Below are 18564 nucleotides of genomic sequence, written 5' to 3' on the forward strand. Positions count from 1 at the left end.
TTAATTTTGTGACAAAGCACTGCAAATCAAATCTTAATTAACAACCAAAAACTAACCCATTTCACCAAATGCCATGAACCAACCAACCAAATCAAATTCACTCAAAACTTTACCACTTCTTCTTTTTCTCTTAACAGGAATCATTTCTTCAACTTACGCTCAGCATACCTTAGAAAAGCTCAATCGCGGACTCGTCGCAATGCGCTTAAATCCTAATGAGGTTTACATCAACTGGAGAATGTTAGGAACTGAACCCACAAACGTAAGCTACAATTTATACTGCAATGACAAAAAAGTAGCCGAAAGCCCTTTTACCACAACGACCAACTTTACGCACAAAATTGCCACAGACGAAAAATATTATATTCGGGCAATAGTTAATGGAATTGAACAGCCCGCTTCAGAAACCATCACAGTATGGGCAAATCAGTATTTGGATATTGCCATGCAGATACCTTCGGGAGGAACTACTCCTGACGGACAGGCTTATACCTATAGTGTAGGCGATTGCAGCGCAGGCGATGTTGACGGTGACGGACAATACGAAATATTTGTAAAATGGGATCCGTCTAATGCTCATGACAACTCTCATAAAGGATACACAGGCAATGTATTTATCGACTGTTACCGTTTAGAAGGAACACATCTCTGGCGAATTGACTTAGGGAAAAATATCCGGGCAGGAGCTCATTACACGCAATTTATGGTGTATGATTTAGATTCGGATGGCAAAGCCGAAATGGCATGCAAAACAGCCGATGGAACCATCGATGGAACTGGGACCATTATTGGTTCAGCTACCGCAGATTACAGAAACACAAACGGATATATTTTAGAAGGGCCTGAATTTTTAACCTTTTTTAACGGATTAACAGGCAAAGCAATGGCTACTACTAATTATTTACCTGCACGCGGAAACATTAAAGACTGGGGAGATGGGTATGGCAATCGAGTAGATCGTTTTATAGCCGCAGTTGCGTATCTCGACGGTTCAAAACCAAGTTTGGTAATGGGTCGCGGCTATTACACCAGACTGGTCCGAGTGGCCTGGGACTGGAGAGATGGCAAGCTTTCTCAGCGATGGATTTTTGACAGTAAAGATTCTAAAAACAGTGCTGCATTTGGACAGGGAAACCACCAAATGACTGTGGGAGATGTTGATAATGACGGCAAAGATGAAGTTTTTAACGGGACAAGCGCTATTGATGATGACGGAACAAAATTATATGCCAACGGCTTGGGTCATGGCGACTCATTGCACATGACAGATATGGATCCCGATCGTCCTGGGCAGGAAATCTGGCAATGCCATGAAGATGCATCAAGTTACAAAACATACGGGCTTGAATTTAGGGATGCCAGAACTGGAGAACCTTTATGGGGAGTTAAAGGAGAAGGCCAGGATGTGGGTCGTGGCAATGCTGCCGATATTGATCCCCGATACAAAGGTTATGAATGCTGGGGAGCCGTAGGCAATTTATATGACTGCAAAGGAAATCAGATCAGTACTTCAAAACCGTCCATGAATTTCTCTATCTGGTGGGATGCCGATTTAAACAGGGAATTACTAAACTCAAACAGAATTGACAAATGGGATTACATCAATTCAAAAAGCATCAATTTACTTACTGCTGCAGATCATAAATCAAACAACGGAACCAAAGCAACACCTTGTCTGAGTGCTGATCTTTTTGGTGATTGGCGCGAAGAAGTTATATTTCGCAGAACAGACAATTCTTCTATTAGAATTTATACTACCAACATTCCAACAACACATAAATTATATACTTTGATGCACGATTCTCAATACAGAACCGCTATTGCATGGCAAAACTCAGCTTACAATCAGCCGCCTCATCCCGGCTTTTATCTGGGCGCAGATATGGAAGCACAAAGACAGCCCAATATTGTTACTCCAAAACCTGAAAAAGATTCTTCAAAATAATTCGCCTAAATAAATATCAAAAGTCTTAGAAATTCTAAGGCTTTTTTTATGGGCGTGTCCCTGCGGGTCGGGCTATCCGTTGCAAGTCCTCACCTTCCTCCGTCAGGCTCCGGGCTTTCCACTTCTATCCCTCACGCAATACGGGTAGTAGAAACATTATTTTTCAAAGAAAAAATTCGCCGGAATCTGCATGAACTATTTTTATACTTTCAAAATTCCCATTCCATAATATTATAAAAACCAGAACATAATCCTGTAAAAAAGAACGTGTTATAAGTTCCATCTTTGTAATATATAAATTTTAAAAATCATACGTCATGATACATACAGATGAAACTACAAAAGAAGCAGTTAAAACTTTAGAAGGATTAATTTCAATTCTGGAAGACGGAAAACTGGGCTACACTAATGCAGCCGAACATGTAGAAAATCCTGCAATCAAAACAGATTTCCTGGAATATGCACGAGAAAGAGCCTTGTTTATTGTTGAATTACAAGACGAAATCAACAAACTCGGAAAATCAACAGACACCTCGGGCGGAGGGCCATTAGGCGCCTTACACCGCACCTGGATCGACATTAAATCATCCTTTACAGGAGGAGATACCGAAGCAATCATCAACGCCTGCGTTACGGGCGAAGAAGCAGCTATCGAAAAATACAAAATGGCTTTAGAAGAAAACCATTTAGAATACAATCAGATTTCGGTTATTTCCAAACAATTGAACAGTATTCAAAATGCGTTATCACAAATTAAAATGAGAGTGAATTAATCGATCGATCGATTCATGCTTTTTTTTGAGAACTGCCTGATCTTCGGATTTGGCAGTTTTTTGTTTTTATAAAAAATTGAAGAATAAATCTTACTTTCGCGCCTTTATTTTAAAAACAAAATCTTTATGAAATTAACTTTACTCCGTTTTATTTTTATTATTTCCATAACATTATTTTCAAACCAGATAAAAGCACAGACAACAGGTAAATCCATAAAAGCTTCTATAGGTTATGGGGCAAGCAGTTCTTATTATACTGAAGACTATGGAAGTCAGGATGAAGTAGATGTTATGGGAGGCGGACTCTATCTTCAAGGTGAATATATTATAGGAATAAAATCCTGGTTTAGCGTAAGACCTTATGCAGGTTTCATTTTTGAATCTGTTGATAAAAATCAAAATATAGAAAATCAACCTCATTATAAAGTTACTACTAATGCTTTTCTGGTGGGAGGAAAAGTTCGTCTTTGTGCTCCAATACCATGGGTTGCACCATTTATTGAAGGTGGTCTTGGGGCTTCGGCTGGTAAATTCGAGACTTTTACACCAAATGTTAATTTCAACAAAAGCGATGTTTTACTACATATCCCATTTAGTATAGGATTAGCTGTGGGTAGAAATCATAGTTTTGAAATTGGGATTTCAGGCTACTTTCATCCAGCTGCAAAACAATCGACTGGAGTATTTGCTGTCGGATATAGTTTTCCTTTAGACTAAAGAATATAAATCTCGCTTATCATCATTCGATATTAAGTTAACAATTTCAAAAAAATCGCTTCAGCATTAGTAATCTCAAATATTTTATAAGACCTTTGCACACTTTTTTTCGTGAATACCACAAAAGCTAAAGTTTTAGAAATGAAGAAGAAAATAGAAATATTAGCTCCGGCCAGAGATTTAATCGGCGGAATGGCCGCTATTAACAGCGGTGCAGATGCAGTATATATTGGAGCACCACAATTTGGAGCCCGATCTAATGCAAACAACTCTATTGAAGATGTTGCTGCTTTAGTAAAATATGCACACTTATTTAACGCACAGGTTTTTGTGGTTATTAATACCATTTTGTATGATAACGAGTTAGAAACGTGTCGAGCTATGATCTGGGAATTATACGATATTGGTGTTGATGCACTGATTATTCAGGATATGGCAATTATGGAAATGGACTTACCTCCTATCGTACTTCACGCCAGTACACAAGCCAATAACCGTGACGCAGATAAAATTAAATTTCTTAAAGATGCCGGAATCAAACGTGTGGTTTTAGCGCGCGAATTAAATCTGCATCAAATTAAAACAATATACGACCATGCTGATGTTGAATTAGAGTTTTTCGTAACCGGAGCTTTATGTGTTTCTTTCAGCGGAAACTGCTATATGAGTGTGGCCAACGGAGAACGCAGCGCCAACCGTGGTTCCTGCGCTCAAAACTGCCGTTTACCTTATAATTTAATCGACGGAAACGGCGAAACTTTAATCAAAAACAGCCACTTACTTTCGATTAAAGATTTAGATGTTTCAGATCAGATTCCGAATTTAATTGAAGCCGGAATCGTTTCTTTCAAAATTGAAGGAAGATTAAAAGACGTTGCTTACGTTAAAAACAACGTTTCTTATTTACGCCAAAAATTAGACAGTTATTTAGAAGGAAGCGACAAATACACCAAAGCTTCATCTGGAAAATGCACTTATACTTTTGATTCTACATTGAGTAGAACGTTCAATCGTGGTTATACCGATTATTTCGTTAACGAAAGACATAGCTCTATTGGTTCCTGGGAAAGCCCAAAATCAAAAGGACAGTATATTGGTAAATTAATTAGAACTGTCGGAAACGCTTACGAAATCGAAAACGGTGAATTATTAAACAACGGCGACGGACTTTGCTTTATCAACGAAAATAATGAAGCAGACGGAATCTACGTAAACAAAGCCGAAAACGGAAAAGTATATCCAAACGTTCTAAAAGAAATTAAAGACGGAACTTTCATCTATAGAAATAACGACGCTGCTTTCATCAAAATTGTTGAAAGAGAAGACAGTGCCATCCGTAAAATCGGAACTACTCTATTGCTTACCGAAAACGAAAATGGTTTCGAATTAATCGCAACCGACGAAGACGGAAACGTAAGTACCATAAAATTAGAGCACCCGAAAGAAAAAACAAAAACAGGCGAATCGATTGAAGAAAACATAAAAATTCAATTGGCAAAAACTGGTTTTACACCTTACAGCGCCGATGAAATCAATGTGATGTTTTCTGAAAACTGGTTTCTTCCTATTTCAAAAATTAACGAAATGAGAAGAAATGTTTTCGAACAATTATCAGAAATTCGTTTGGCAAATTACGTTCGCGAAGAGCACCAATTGGTAAAAACGTCACATCCATATCCAGAAACCAAATTGGATTTCATGTACAACGTTTCAAACAAAACCGCTCGTAAATTCTACGAACGCCACGGCGTTACCGAAATCGAAAAAGCATTCGAATTGCAATGGGATCCGGGAAAATCTCGTGTAATGACAACCAAATATTGCATCAAATACGAATTGAAAAAATGCCCAATACACCAAAAAGACATCGTAGGTGTTAAAGTAAAAGAACCTTTGGTTTTAAAACAGGGTGAATTGGAATACAAACTAAAATTCAACTGCAAACCCTGCGAAATGGAAATCTGGGAAAAAGACGCTGAATTTGAAATTGAAGAAGATCATTTTCATTGATTTTACCGCAGAGATTCGCAAAGATTAATTTTAAATCTTTGCGAATTTTTTATTTTGGGCGTGTCCCTCCGGGTCGGGCTATCCCTTACAAGTCGTCGCACTTCCTTCGTCAGGCTGTGGGCTTTCCACTGCTATCCCTCACGCGAACGGGTTAACAAGAAGTTTTCGTTTATTAATAAAACAATTATTCACAATACAATTCTCCACAATCTTGTCATTTCGACGAAGGAGAAATCTTCGCAAGTAACTCCGTTCCAATAAGCCAATCTTTGTAGAGCTACTCGTGGAGATTTCTCCTTCGTCGAAATGACAAACTGCATGGTTACTTTATCCTTGAAATTAAAATGTCACACAAAATAAATCCGCCGAATCTCCAAAATCAGCTCGAGAATAAAACTCATTTTATTTATCTTTACTCTTCAAAATAAATTTAAATGGAATCAAACAAAAATATTCAAAAACATGCAATTATTGCTGGAATTTTTGTGACCGCTTTTTTTCCACTTTTAATTTTTTCAAAAAGCCTTTTCATCGACTTATGTATACAAATATGTGATTTTGGTGTATTTTGGAACCCAATATTTTGGGGAATTCTATTTCCATTATTTATTGTATTCCTTTTTTGGAATACCTCAAAGAAACTTTATTATTCATTAAATCAAATCACTTATTTCCAAGCTTGTTCTCAATTTTCTTTTGGAGTAAGTTTAAAATTAATATTAGCTCTTTTCACACTTTATATAGTCGGATTATTTTTTAACGGAATATCTGTTACATTGAGTGTACAACTTTATAACAAAATTCTGTTTTCGATACTGATGATTTTAGCCCTATCATTTGTATTAATGATTCTAACTTTTATAAGCAGTTTGCTAATTGTAAAAGCAAGCCAAAACACCCAAACTTTAAATCAAACAAAATGAAAATACTACTCCTAGGTTCAGGCGAATTAGGCAAAGAATTTACTATTGCTGCACAACGAATCGGACAAACCATAATTGCAGTTGACAGTTACGAAAATGCCCCGGCAATGCAAGTCGCACACGGTTTTGAAGTCATCAACATGCTGGACGGTGAAGCTCTTGACCTAATCGTAGCCAAACACCAGCCAGATTTCATTGTTCCAGAAATAGAAGCCATTCGTACCGAACGTTTTTACGATTACGAAAAACAAGGTATTACTGTTGTTCCTTCAGCGAAAGCGGCAAACTTTACTATGAACCGTAAAGCAATCCGGGATTTAGCTGCAAAAGAACTTGGATTAAAAACGGCAAAATACCAATACGCAACTTCCGCAGAAGAACTGCAAAAAGCCGTTCAGGAAGTCGGAATTCCGTGTGTGGTAAAGCCCTTAATGTCTTCTTCCGGAAAAGGTCAATCTACCATTAAATCTGAAAATGATATCGAAAAAGCGTGGCAATATGCCGTTGCGGGTTCACGTGGTGACGTAATTGAAGTGATTGTAGAAGCTTTTGTAGATTTCCATTCTGAAATTACCCTTTTAACGATTACTCAAAATAATAATCCAACTCTATTCTGTTCGCCAATTGGTCACAGACAAGAAAGAGGCGATTATCAGGAAAGCTGGCAACCCGCTTTGGTTTCTGAAAAAGATTTGTATGAAGCGCAGGATATGGCCGAAAAAATTACTGAAGCCCTTGGCGGAGCCGGACTTTTTGGTGTTGAATTTTTTCTGACTAATGAAGGCGTTTATTTCTCGGAACTTTCACCTCGTCCGCATGATACGGGAATGGTAACTTTGGCAGGAACGCAGAATTTCAACGAATTCGAATTGCATTTAAGAGCCATTTTAAGTTTGCCAATTTTTGAAATTACTTTAGAAAAAGCTGGTGCAAGTGCCGTAATTTTAGCCTCAGAAGATTCTGCAAATCCAACTTTTAGCGGAATCGAAAAAGTGGCAGCTTTACCCAAAACCGATTTCAGGATTTTCGGGAAACCAACTTCAAGACCTTATCGCAGAATGGGCGTTGTTTTAAGCCATGACACACTTTCGACCCCAATTAACGAAGTAATAGAACGCGCCAAAGAAACGGCAAAATTAATCACTGTAAATTCTTAACCATGAAAAATATACTTTTAGCGACTTTCCTTTTTATTGGAATCGCAGTACAGGCACAAGACAAAAAGAAATTTGATAAACCTACAATCGTAGAAGCTTCCTGTGGAGAATGTCAATTCGGAATGAAAGGCAAAAGCTGTGATTTAGCAGTACGCATTGACGGAAAAAGCTACTTTGTAGACGGTACAACGATTCATGACCACGGAGATGCACATACTGAAAAAGGTTTTTGCAATGCGATCAGTAAAGCTTTAGTTACCGGAGAAATCGTAAACAATAGATTTAAAGCCACTTCATTTAAACTAATAGAAGATAAAAAATAATGGCATTAATTCTTGAAAATATTGCCAAACACGTTTCACTGACTCCTTCAGAGCAAGAACTTTTTTTATCCAAATTAGAAACGAACACCTACAAAGCCAAAACCATTTTATTGAATGCCGGTGAAGTCTGTAAACATTCGTATTTTGTCAATTCAGGTATTTTAAGAAGTTTCAATATCAACGATAATATTGTAGAACATGTTCTTTCTTTCGCTTGCGAAGGCTGGTGGATGAGTGATATGTACAGTTATTTTTCGCAAAAGCCAGGACAGCTTTTTATTGAAGTTCTGGAAGAAGCAGAAGTAGTTTCGTTATCCAAAGAAAATCAGGAACAATTATATCTTGAAATTCCAAAACTTGAACGTTTTTTCAGAATTTTAATAGAAAACTCATTGGTTGCCAATCAACAGCGATTGATGGACAATTTAAGTTTACCTGCGGAAGAGCGTTTCGAGAAATTCTGTGCTAAATACGGAACACTGGTGCATAAAGTGCCTCAAAAACAAATCGCGTCTTTCATTGGCGTTACTCCTGAATTTTTTAGTAAAATGAAAGCGAGGCTTTTGAAGAAATAGTTTTACCATTAAGACATTAAGTTAAAAAAAAGTTTTTCTAAACACATTAAGAACACAATGAAATGTTTTGCTTTATTAATACTCTTTCTTATCAACTTTAGCAGTCAGGAAAACAATAAACTTAGAGGCAGTTATTATTGTATTGTGGAAAATGAATATTATCACATTCAGAAAAATAAAATTACATTTAACGATAGTACTTATGTGTTCGACAACAAGTTTATCCCTAAAGGCAAAATCTCATACAAAAGCATAATTGTATTAGATAGCTTTATCAACCCGGATTTAATCGTAAGTATTTTTAAAAATCAAATAACAAAAGATACTATTCAATTTTCTGTTCATAATAGGAAAGATGGAGGCAACTATCTTGACATAGCTTCTGCAAAAGGGAGATTCATTAAAATAAAATGAGGGTGCTTAAATTTCACGAAAGCACATATGTTTTCTTTGCAATAATAAATACTTCTGAAAACAAAATTTCTAATACAGCCCTGATAGCAGCGACATCCTGTTGTTGCGGGGTTCGCAGCAACAGATATAGCGGATAGCAGGACTAAGGGCCTTGTTATAAATTACTTTTCTGCTACAAAAATCAAAATTTCCAAAAATTGGCGAGCTGCTTACGGAGATCCTTCCTTCGTCAGGATGACAAGATTGGGAAAACCTTAGAATCTTAGCCACTCAGAACCTCAGAATCTTTTCTTAATCTACATTAAGTGCTTTTCGTGTATGTTGAGGGTATCTTTGTACTATAAAAATAACAAATACACAAAATCATGGAAAATATAGTATTGCACAAAGCAGAAACAAGAGGAAATGCAAATCACGGATGGTTGAACGCTTATCACAGCTTTAGTTTTGCAAGCTGGTACAATCCGGACAGAATTCAGTTTGGAGCGCTTCGTGTTTTGAACGATGACACAATTGCAGGCGGAATGGGTTTTGGAACACATCCGCACGATAATATGGAAATTATTACCATTCCGCTAGAAGGTGATTTGGCTCACAAAGACAGTATGGGAAATACTGAAATCATCAAAAATGGCGATGTTCAGGTGATGAGCGCCGGAACCGGAATTCAGCATAGTGAGTTTAACCCGAATGCAGATCAGCAGACTAAATTGTTACAAATCTGGCTGTTTCCAAACAAAAGAAATGTTACGCCACGTTACCAGCAAATTACTTTGGATGTTGCAGACAGACATAATAAATTATCTCAGATTTTATCTCCAAATGCAGATGATGAAGGCGTTTGGATTCATCAGGATGCGTGGTTTAACATGGGGAATTTTGATTCAGGAATAGAAACAGAATACAAAATCAAAAAAGAAGGAAACGGCGTTTATGCTTTCATCCTAAAAGGAAACGTAACCATCAACGGTCAGGAATTAAACACCCGTGATGCGGTTGGTATTTCAGGAACTGATACTTTAAATATAAAAGCCAATACAGATGCTGAATTTTTATTGATGGATATTCCAATGAACTATTAATTCAGGATTTAAATCATTTTTTCAAAACGACAAACAAGTTCTTAATGGCTTGTTTGTCGTTTTTACTTTTAATTAAATATTTACATATCAAATAATTACATTTTAATTATTTCTTAATCTAGGTTAAGTGCTTCAGGACAACTGTCACCGTAACTTTGTCTTATCAAAATGAAATTAATATTTAAAAAATAAAATTATGGCAACTACAAAATGGTCAATTGACGCAACTCACTCAGAAATTGGTTTTAAAGTAAAACACATGATGTTTACTAATGTTTCAGGAAAATTTTTAACTTACGATGCAACCATCACAACAGAAGGTGATGATTTTGAAAATGCTGCAATTGAGTTTTCAGGTGATATCGCTTCTATCGATACAGCTAATGCAGACAGAGACAATCACTTAAAAAGTGCGGACTTTTTTGATGCTGAAAACCATCCAAAATTGACTTTTACTTCTTCATCTTTCAAAAAAATCAATGACGAGAAGTACGAACTTACTGGAGATTTAAATATCAGAGGGGTTGCAAAAACAGTTGTTTTTCCGGTTGAATATAGCGGAATCCTGACTGATCCATGGGGAAATACAAAAGTAGGTTTGAGTATTGAAGGGAAAATAAACCGTAAAGACTGGGGCTTAAACTGGAACTCTGCTCTTGAAACCGGTGGTGTTTTGGTTGGCGAAGAAGTGAAACTAAACATCGAATTGCAATTTGCTAAACAGGCTTAAGCAATTCAAATCAGATTCAATGTAGCACTATTATTCAAATACATTTTATATGAATCGTTCCTAAGGAACTCTGTTTTTCATTGTTTGCTTTCAACGGATTAAAATCCGTTGCTACAATATTTTCGAGCCTATGGCTCTTATGAAAAATTCCGTAGGAATGACTTGTCTTATAGCAACGGATTTTAATCCGTTGGAAATGTAAGATTGTAAAGAGCAGTTCCATAGGAACGATTCATATAGTTCAGGTTTCTTTTATATAACAAAACCCTTCTTAAAATTTTGTCTAAGAAGGGTTTGTTTATTTTTGAATACTTTACTTTATAAACTAAATTTTAAGCATTCGCCGTAGCAGCTTCTTTATCAATTTTATTGATTAGACCAGCTAATACTTTTCCTGGACCAACTTCAGTAAATAAAGTAGCACCATCAGCGATCATTTGTTGTACAGACTGTGTCCATTTTACAGGAGCAGTCAACTGGATGATTAGGTTCTTTTTAATTTCGGCTGCATCAGAAACTGCATTTGCCGTTACGTTTTGATATACTGGACAAATTGGAGTAGAGAAAGTAGTCGCTTCAATAGCGGCTGCCAGCTCTTCTCTTGCAGGTTCCATCATTGGCGAGTGAAAAGCGCCTCCAACAGGTAAAATCAAAGCACGTTTTGCTCCGGCAGCTTTCATTGCTTCACACGCTTTTTCAACCGCAGATGTTTCTCCTGAAATTACTAATTGTCCAGGGCAGTTGTAATTTGCAGCAACGACAACTCCGTCAATAGAAGCACAAACTTCTTCTACAATATTATCCGCAAGTCCTAAAACTGCTGCCATTGTTGAAGGTGTAATTTCGCAGGCTTTTTGCATCGCCAAAGCGCGCTGTGAAACTAATTTTAAACCGTCTTCAAAAGATAAAGTTCCGTTGGCAACTAAAGCTGAAAATTCACCTAAAGAATGTCCTGCTACCATTTCAGGTTTGAAATCATCTCCTAAAGTTTTTGCCAGAATAACCGAATGTAAAAAAACGGCAGGTTGTGTTACTTTAGTTTCTTTTAGTTCTTCGGCAGTACCTTCAAACATGATATCTGTGATTCTGAAACCTAAAATTTCATTGGCTTTTTCGAATAATTCTTTTGCCAATGGTGATGTTTCATATAAGTCTTTGCCCATTCCTGTAAATTGTGCGCCCTGACCCGGAAATACGTATGCTTTCATTTGTCTAATTTATTTTTTGTTTTTTTTTGAAATTGAAAATTAGTTTCAATTGAAAGGCAAAAATAGCATTTTTTTAGCTCGTATAATCCTTAAAAATATAAATCCATGCTAATCTGGAGAATCGAAGATTAAAAGAAGTAAGCAGGATAATGACAACGGCAATAATCGGTATAATTCTTAAATCGAACGTATTTTCAAAGAAAAACTGAGCGATACAATACGTTGCAATTCCCTGAGCTACTGTCAGACCATAATTTACATACATGGCACCAAAGAAAAAACCGGGTTCTTTTTGAAATTTATAATGGCAGTGACTGCATGTTTCATTCATTTTTGGAAAGCCAAAATTCAGGAAAATATTCTTGTCTTTAAAAACTTTCCCTTTATGACAAACCGGACATTCGTTACTTAAAATATGAGTTAATGCGCTAGACATGATATTGTTTTTTTATATTTATACAAAGGTAAATAAGATTCTTTTGAAACCTTTTTTATATCTTCGCCACTTATAGCACAATAAAGACATATTTGAATTAAACTATCAAATAAATAATATTCTAAAATCTAAATTCTAAATTGGGAAAGGTAATTTTATAACCAAAATAAATATGATCCGCGTATGAAGAAATATCCCATTTATAGTGTAGAAAATTTTAGCTGTAATGATATTCATCGGGAATTTTATGTGAATACATTCAAGGAGCATTTAAAAAGCCACAGTTTTGTTGAAGAACCGCATCGGCATGATTCGCATCTGATGGTATTTTTTACTGATGGATCCGGAATGCACGAAGTCGATTTTGACCGTTTTGAAATTAAAAAAGGAAGTTTATTCGTCCTGCAGCCCGGACAAATGCACCATTGGAGTTTGTCTGAAGATATTGAAGGCTTTGTGATTATATTTTCGCAGGAACTTTATAATTTATATTTCGGACAGAAAAACATCAATGATTACAACTTTTATCATTCGATTCACAATCGTCCGGAAATACTTTTTGAACAAGAAGAAATGCCGAAAATTTTGCCTTATTTTAAATTATTGACTGAAGAAAATAAGCAACAGAGTAACTTTCAATTGGATAAAATGCTGAATTTACTGGATTGTATTCATATCGAAATTGCACGAAAATACGAAGAAACCTATTCACACAAAACGCATTCGTATAATGTGAAAATAAGCGTTTTTGAAAAGCTTTTGGAACAACATTTTAAAAAAGAAAAATCACCCTCTTTTTATGCTGAAAAGTTAAACATCACCCTGAAACACCTCAACCGGATTTGTAATGAAATTTTACAAAAAACAGCTACCGAGGTGATTATGGACCGGGTAATTCTTGAAATCAAACGGATGCTGACTGACAAACAACTGGCAGTAAACGAAGTTGCATCGGCTATTGGCTATGATGATTACTCTTATTTTTCAAGAGTTTTCAAAAAACAAACAGGAATCTCTCCAACAGCTTTTCGGGAATTGAAAAAATTAAAAAAAATACAAACAATTTAATGTCAGACTGAGCGGAGTCGAAGCCCTCGTTTTCATAAGCCTTCGACTCCGCTCAGGGTGACAATTGTAAAACTAAACTACAAACAATTAAGTTGTAACCGTTTCTAAAATTTTAAAATTGCTTTTAGGCGCTTCACATAGGGAACAACAATAAGTTTCGGCTAAATCTGTGAATAAAATACCTTTTGGAACATTTTGACTTTCATCCCCATATTCCGGATTGTACAACGAAAGGCATTCCTGACATTGGTAGATATCTAATTGTGGTTTTTCTTTTTTCTGATTATTTTCAACTGTTTCAGGAACTAAATTCCCTAATTCTTCAAAGTATTTTCGGCTCAATTCAATTAAAATGGTTGGTAGTTCCAGCTTGTCAATATCTTGTGAATGCACAATATATTCTCTTGTATTCGGGTCGAAATTCTTTGCGAATAGGACATTATAAGTATCACGGATTTTAATCGATTCCAGATCTTTAGGCAGCTCATTTTTTTCAATTACAATAGAAGTGAAATAATGACCTTCGCGATTGTATTCAGAGATACCGAAATTTAAACCGTAAGTACTGATGTCAAACTGATCCAGTGTTCTTACTAAAAAGGTTTTCAGGTTCAGAGCCCATTCCATTGCTACGGGTAAATGCCAGTTTAGTTCTAAAAGAGAATGACGCACATTGATTCCTTTTTTTCCTAAAAATTTCTCCCATTCCAGTTTTCTGTCTTTCGGGATTCCTTTTATAATAAACGATTTCCACGGCGTGATACATATTTTACCGATTTTGCAATCGAAACATAAATCGCACATTTCTTTCAGAAAATCCAAATCGTAGAGATTATTTCTCCAGTACAACCCAAGCCAATACTGGTCGATTCCCATTCGATTCATCCCTTCGTAATACGGAAATGGATAAAAAGGAACATTCAAAGGTTTATCAATCGTTCTGTTGTTGGTATCCAGAGCTTCGGTAACCAGACTAAAAATGAGGTCGATTCCACAAGATTCTTCGGTAGTAACAATACGTTCGATTTCGTAATAAATCGTTGCAATGTCCCAGCTGTAAATCAATACCGGATAGACTTCCATACGCTGCCACTTCGGCAAACGAATATATAAATACCAATAATCTTCATGCTCAGAAGCTATGAAATTAAGGTGTCCTGTAAATAATGGAACCAGTTGCTGCTTAGGATCGTTGATGTTTACCTTAAGCTTCGGCTGATCTTTAAATTGTTCTAAAATATATAAAAACTTATTTCCGGTCAGCCAGTTGGTATTTCTGAAAATATCTGTAGAAACATAAGACGAAACGATATTATTGCCGCTCTTTTCATCGGGAAAAACAAAATGATGTTTCCCCATTTTTTCTTTATCCAAAGCTTTAAAGCCTTTTGGAAAAATAATATCCTGTCTTGAACCAAATGAAATTGAATCCAAACCCTGATCCATTGCCATATTGACCACTTCTCTAAGTTCTCCCGGCGAAATAACACCTCCTTTTACTATTAATCTCGTTAATTCCATGTTCTTATAGTTTTTTTAGTTTCAAGTTTCAGGTTTCAGGTTATGTTCGATGCGCTTAACTTAAAACCTGAAACAAAGAAAACCTGAAACAAAATTTTTTAAACCTTACATTTCGCTAAAATCTCTTTAACCTCTGTTTTACAGCTTCCGCAGCCTAATCCGGCTCCGGTATTTTTACATAAATCAGTAAAATTATTTACTCCGCTTTTTATTGTTTCTTCGATGTTTCCCGCACCAACCTGGCTACAGGAACATACTAATTTCCCAAGGACAGGTTTGGCGTTTGAACTTCCTCTAAGCAATAAATTTCGTTTTTCAGACAATTCGATTTTGCTTTCAATCATAGTTTTGAATTCGGCAAACTCGTTTTTGTCACCCATCAAAATAGCGCCTACCAATAAGTCATTTTTAACGATACATTTTTTGTAGTAGCGCTGTTTCAGATCAGAGAAAACAATTTCCTCATACGAATCGTCGTTTTCGGGAATTTCTACTTCTCCGATACTGCACAGATTAATATCTTCTAATTTCAGAATGTTCATTAAAATTGAACCTTTGTAGTAACTGCTGATATCTCCCGCAAGAAAGTTAGCAAGAATATCGGCCTGCTCTTCAGCCGCAGATGTGATTCCGAAAAGTCTGTTATTAAATTCGGCTATCTCGCCAATGGCATAAATATCCGGATTTGAAGATTGCAGATACTGGTTCACTTTTACTCCTCGTCCGCAAGAAAGCCCGGTTTCTCGTGCAATTTCAATATTCGGAATAGTTCCGATCGTGTATACAATAGCATTTGCGGTAAGGATTCGTCCACTTTTCAAAGCGATTTCAAGTTCGTTTTCATTATCGGTTTCAAAAACGGTACTCACCTCATTATCAAAATAAATCTGAATATCACGAAGCTGTACTTCTTCTGCCAGTAATTTGCTGGAAATTCGGTCCAGCTGGCGCTCCATCAATCTGGAAGCCCTTTGTATGATAGTTGTTTTTACTTTTTTATGTTTCAGTGCTGCTGCCAATTCGAGCCCTAATAAACCTCCGCCAACGATTACAACATGCTGTTCTTCAGGCGGTAAATTAGTATTATCAAGATGTCTTTTTAAACGGTCGGCATCTTCTTTTTTTCTTACGGTAAAACGCCCAGGCAAATGTAATTGCGCATTTTCCGGCACAAAAGGACGGCTTCCGGTAGCCAGAATTAATGAATCATAAGAATGTCTGTCACCATTACTATCAATTATCTTTTTTTCGGCAGCATTAATTTTACCAACAGCAACACCGGCATTCATGGTAATTTTCAATTTATTTAATGCTTCTCCGTCTTTCACTTTTAACAATTGCTCCCAGCTGAATTCTCCGGTCATATATTCCGGAAGCAATACACGATTGTAAAACGGATTTATTTCATTAGAAAAAACCACAATTTCATCAGTAGAATTGAATTCACGATAATTCTGTATGAAACGGAAAGCTGCTGCTCCTGCTCCCACAATCGCAATTTTCTGAAAAGGTTTTACATATTTGGTAATAGCAACTGTGGTATATTTAAAATCAGGCTCTTTTGAAATCGGGTCAACTAACGTATTCGTTAAATTATTGGTTCTGTTCAAATCATTTTCAAGCTGTTTTCCCCAATGCATCGGCAGGAAAACCACTTTTTCCTTGATTGCATCGGTAACTTTTGCTTTTACTCGAACCTCTCCGTTTTTACTGGTTACCGTTACGATATCACCATCTTTAATATCATTTTTAAAAGCATCAATCGGATTTATCTCGAGCACCGGACTTGGTGTATGTGTCATTAACCTCGATACCTTGCCCGTTTTGGTCATCGTATGCCATTGGTCGCGAACCCTTCCTGTGGTAAGGATAAACGGAAATTGAGGTGTTGGCTGCTCAGACGTATTTTCAATAGATGTGGGTAAATTAAAAATCGCTTTTTGAGAAGGTGTATAGAATTTTTTATCCGTAAAAAGACGAGGTGTTCCTGGATGTCCGTAATCCGGAACCGGCCATTGAAAAGTTCCCTCGGTTTTTAATCGGTTATAATTTAAGAATGAAATATCAATATTAGTGTTTTTGGTCAGGGCACAATGCTCTTTGTAGATTTCTTCGGCATTATTGAAATTAAAACCGTTAAAATTCATTTTTTTAGCAAAACGAATTAAAATTTCGATATCCGGAAGCGCTTCTCCCGGCGGATTTACTCCTTTTGGCAAATACGAAATACGACGTTCAGAATTGGTCATCGTCCCTTCTTTTTCCAGCCATCCGGCAGCAGGCAGTAATAAATCGGCATATTTAGCCGTATCCGCATTATGCGAAATATCCTGAACCACCACAAATTTGGCATTTTGCAATGCTTTTTCGACACGACGTGAATCAGGTAAACTTACTAACGGATTGGTGCAGATAATCCAAACTGCTTTCATTTTACCTGACTCCAGTGCTTCGAACATTTCGGTTGCGGTTAAGCCCGGTTTTTCTGATATTGAGTCAACCCCCCAAAAATCGGCCACTTCTTTTCTATGCTCCGGATTAGCCAAATCTTTATGGGCAGCCAGCAAACTAGCCATTCCACCTACTTCTCTTCCTCCCATTGCATTAGGCTGGCCAGTTAAGGAAAAAGGGCCTGAACCTGGTTTACCCACCTGACCTGTCAGAAGTGATAAATTCAGTAAAGCTGTATTTTTATCTACCCCTACCGCACTCTGATTTAGGCCCATCGCCCAAAGAGAAATAAATCCTTTTGCTTTTCCGATGGTATCAGCAGCAAGTTTAATATCGTTTACTGAAATTCCGCATAATTTTGATGCTTTTTCCAGTGATGTGTTTAAAACTAAATCTTTATATTGCTTAAAATTTTCAGCATTGTTTTTTACAAAATCATGATCTACATATCCTTTTTCTATGATTCGTTTTGCGATTGCATGATACAAAATAATATCTGAACCCGGAATAATCTGCAAATGCAAATCGGCGAAAGCGGCAGTATCAGTTCTTCGAGGATCAACTACGATAATTTTTACTCTCGGATTATTTTCTTTGTGTTTTTCAAGCCTTCTGAACAAAATTGGATGACACCAGGCAGGATTCGCCCCAGTGATTAAAAACGTATCCGCCAGTTCGATATCATCATAAGCAATTGGCACAGAATCTTCTCCAAATGTTTTTTTGTATCCGACCACGGCAGAACTCATACAAAGTCTGGAGTTGGTATCGATATTATTCGTTTTTAAAAATCCTTTTACTAATTTATTTACCAGATAATACTCTTCTGTTAAACACTGACCCGAAATATAGAATCCAACACTTTCCGGCCCGTGTTTTTTTATGATAGAAGAAAAAACAGCCGCAGCACGATCAATTGCAGTATCCCAGCTTACACGCTCCAAAGGATAGGATTTGCTGCCGCGCATTTCCGGATACAAAATTCGGTCTGAAGTATCGTTTACGACATAATGTAAATTTCTTCCTTTAGAACACAGCATTCCTTTATTTACAGGATGGTCTTTGTCTCCGTCAACCATTACACCATTTTTCGGATCGTTTGTAACGATAATTCCGCAGCCAACGCCACAATAGGAACAGGTAGTTTTGATTTTTGTGTTTTGCATCCTGGTTCTTTTTAAATACTACAATTGCTATCTTTTAACAATGTTTCAGATAAATCACTTATTTA

General features: G+C 36.6%; 15 protein-coding genes. 11 read left to right on the forward strand and 4 right to left on the reverse strand.

The features are described 5' to 3' along the window. The first annotated feature begins 73 nt into the window (after positions 1–73). The 10 genes from AAEO57_RS05515 to AAEO57_RS05560 all read left to right on the forward strand — a co-directional run bounded on the left by AAEO57_RS05515 (position 74) and on the right by AAEO57_RS05560 (position 10649). Entirely contained in the window at positions 74–1945 is a 1872-nt protein-coding gene (locus AAEO57_RS05515) for a rhamnogalacturonan lyase (protein WP_341690343.1), read from the forward strand. 317 nt (positions 1946–2262) lie between these two features. Further along, positions 2263–2718 carry a ferritin-like domain-containing protein gene (locus AAEO57_RS05520; RefSeq protein ID WP_341690345.1) on the forward strand — a complete coding sequence of 152 codons (456 nt, stop codon included), beginning with the start codon at positions 2263–2265 and terminating at the stop codon, positions 2716–2718. Positions 2719–2844: 126 nt separating this feature from the next. Beyond that, positions 2845–3435 carry a hypothetical protein gene (locus AAEO57_RS05525; RefSeq protein WP_341690347.1) on the forward strand — a complete coding sequence of 197 codons (591 nt, stop codon included), beginning with the start codon at positions 2845–2847 and terminating at the stop codon, positions 3433–3435. A gap of 141 nt (positions 3436–3576) precedes the next feature. Next, entirely contained in the window at positions 3577–5445 is a 1869-nt protein-coding gene (locus AAEO57_RS05530; protein ID WP_341690349.1) for a peptidase U32 family protein, read from the forward strand. Between the two features lie 434 nt (positions 5446–5879). Continuing rightward, entirely contained in the window at positions 5880–6368 is a 489-nt protein-coding gene (locus AAEO57_RS05535; RefSeq protein WP_341690351.1) for a hypothetical protein, read from the forward strand. Beyond that, positions 6365–7525: a formate-dependent phosphoribosylglycinamide formyltransferase gene (gene purT / locus AAEO57_RS05540; RefSeq protein WP_341690353.1), complete on the forward strand. Its 1161-nt coding sequence runs from the start codon at positions 6365–6367 to the stop codon at positions 7523–7525. Before AAEO57_RS05535 ends, purT begins: the two co-directional genes overlap by 4 nt. A gap of 2 nt (positions 7526–7527) precedes the next feature. Further along, positions 7528–7848 (forward strand): DUF6370 family protein, encoded by a 321-nt coding sequence (locus AAEO57_RS05545; RefSeq protein ID WP_341690355.1) that lies wholly within the window; start codon positions 7528–7530, stop codon positions 7846–7848. After that, positions 7848–8423: a Crp/Fnr family transcriptional regulator gene (locus tag AAEO57_RS05550; protein ID WP_341690357.1), complete on the forward strand. Its 576-nt coding sequence runs from the start codon at positions 7848–7850 to the stop codon at positions 8421–8423. Before AAEO57_RS05545 ends, AAEO57_RS05550 begins: the two co-directional genes overlap by 1 nt. A gap of 779 nt (positions 8424–9202) precedes the next feature. Further along, the gene (locus AAEO57_RS05555; RefSeq protein WP_341690358.1) at positions 9203–9919 is read left to right on the forward strand and encodes a pirin family protein; all 717 of its coding nucleotides are present in this window, start codon (positions 9203–9205) and stop codon (positions 9917–9919) included. 196 nt (positions 9920–10115) lie between these two features. Then, positions 10116–10649, forward strand: coding sequence for a YceI family protein (locus AAEO57_RS05560; protein WP_341690359.1), 534 nt, complete (start codon positions 10116–10118; stop codon positions 10647–10649). Positions 10650–10981: 332 nt separating this feature from the next. On the opposite strand, the gene fabD is transcribed toward AAEO57_RS05560, so the two are convergent. After that, on the reverse strand, positions 10982–11857 hold the full coding sequence (gene fabD, locus AAEO57_RS05565; protein ID WP_341690360.1) for an ACP S-malonyltransferase: 876 nt from the start codon (positions 11855–11857) through the stop codon (positions 10982–10984). 73 nt (positions 11858–11930) lie between these two features. After that, positions 11931–12293 (reverse strand): DUF983 domain-containing protein, encoded by a 363-nt coding sequence (locus tag AAEO57_RS05570; RefSeq protein WP_341690362.1) that lies wholly within the window; start codon positions 12291–12293, stop codon positions 11931–11933. 183 nt (positions 12294–12476) lie between these two features. On the opposite strand from AAEO57_RS05570, the gene AAEO57_RS05575 reads away from it, so the two are divergent. Further along, a complete protein-coding gene (locus tag AAEO57_RS05575) occupies positions 12477–13361 on the forward strand; it encodes an AraC family transcriptional regulator (protein WP_341690364.1) in 885 nt (294 codons plus the stop codon). A gap of 87 nt (positions 13362–13448) precedes the next feature. Here AAEO57_RS05575 and AAEO57_RS05580 read toward each other — a convergent pair whose 3' ends face one another. After that, complete coding sequence (locus AAEO57_RS05580) at positions 13449–14882, reverse strand: rubredoxin (RefSeq protein ID WP_341690366.1); 1434 nt, start codon at positions 14880–14882, stop codon at positions 13449–13451. A gap of 98 nt (positions 14883–14980) precedes the next feature. After that, on the reverse strand, positions 14981–18499 hold the full coding sequence (locus AAEO57_RS05585; RefSeq protein ID WP_341690368.1) for a molybdopterin-dependent oxidoreductase: 3519 nt from the start codon (positions 18497–18499) through the stop codon (positions 14981–14983). Positions 18500–18564: the final 65 nt, after the last annotated feature.

Origin of the sequence: Flavobacterium calami (genome assembly GCF_038290035.1) — a bacterium.
In the GTDB taxonomy this organism is placed as follows: domain Bacteria; phylum Bacteroidota; class Bacteroidia; order Flavobacteriales; family Flavobacteriaceae; genus Flavobacterium; species Flavobacterium calami.

Bases quoted from the DNA above. Each gene is read 5' to 3' on its own strand.
- AAEO57_RS05575 (WP_341690364.1), top strand. From the start codon at position 12,477: ATGAAGAAATATCCCATTTATAGTGTAGAAAATTTTAGCTGTAATGAT.
- AAEO57_RS05525 (WP_341690347.1), top strand. From the start codon at position 2,845: ATGAAATTAACTTTACTCCGTTTTATTTTTATTATTTCCATAACATTA.
- AAEO57_RS05550 (WP_341690357.1), top strand. From the start codon at position 7,848: ATGGCATTAATTCTTGAAAATATTGCCAAACACGTTTCACTGACTCCT.
- purT (WP_341690353.1), top strand. From the start codon at position 6,365: ATGAAAATACTACTCCTAGGTTCAGGCGAATTAGGCAAAGAATTTACT.
- AAEO57_RS05515 (WP_341690343.1), top strand. From the start codon at position 74: ATGAACCAACCAACCAAATCAAATTCACTCAAAACTTTACCACTTCTT.
- AAEO57_RS05570 (WP_341690362.1), bottom strand. From the start codon at position 12,293: ATGTCTAGCGCATTAACTCATATTTTAAGTAACGAATGTCCGGTTTGT.
- AAEO57_RS05520 (WP_341690345.1), top strand. From the start codon at position 2,263: ATGATACATACAGATGAAACTACAAAAGAAGCAGTTAAAACTTTAGAA.
- AAEO57_RS05585 (WP_341690368.1), bottom strand. From the start codon at position 18,499: ATGCAAAACACAAAAATCAAAACTACCTGTTCCTATTGTGGCGTTGGC.
- AAEO57_RS05555 (WP_341690358.1), top strand. From the start codon at position 9,203: ATGGAAAATATAGTATTGCACAAAGCAGAAACAAGAGGAAATGCAAAT.
- AAEO57_RS05560 (WP_341690359.1), top strand. From the start codon at position 10,116: ATGGCAACTACAAAATGGTCAATTGACGCAACTCACTCAGAAATTGGT.
- AAEO57_RS05535 (WP_341690351.1), top strand. From the start codon at position 5,880: ATGGAATCAAACAAAAATATTCAAAAACATGCAATTATTGCTGGAATT.
- AAEO57_RS05530 (WP_341690349.1), top strand. From the start codon at position 3,577: ATGAAGAAGAAAATAGAAATATTAGCTCCGGCCAGAGATTTAATCGGC.
- AAEO57_RS05580 (WP_341690366.1), bottom strand. From the start codon at position 14,882: ATGGAATTAACGAGATTAATAGTAAAAGGAGGTGTTATTTCGCCGGGA.
- fabD (WP_341690360.1), bottom strand. From the start codon at position 11,857: ATGAAAGCATACGTATTTCCGGGTCAGGGCGCACAATTTACAGGAATG.
- AAEO57_RS05545 (WP_341690355.1), top strand. From the start codon at position 7,528: ATGAAAAATATACTTTTAGCGACTTTCCTTTTTATTGGAATCGCAGTA.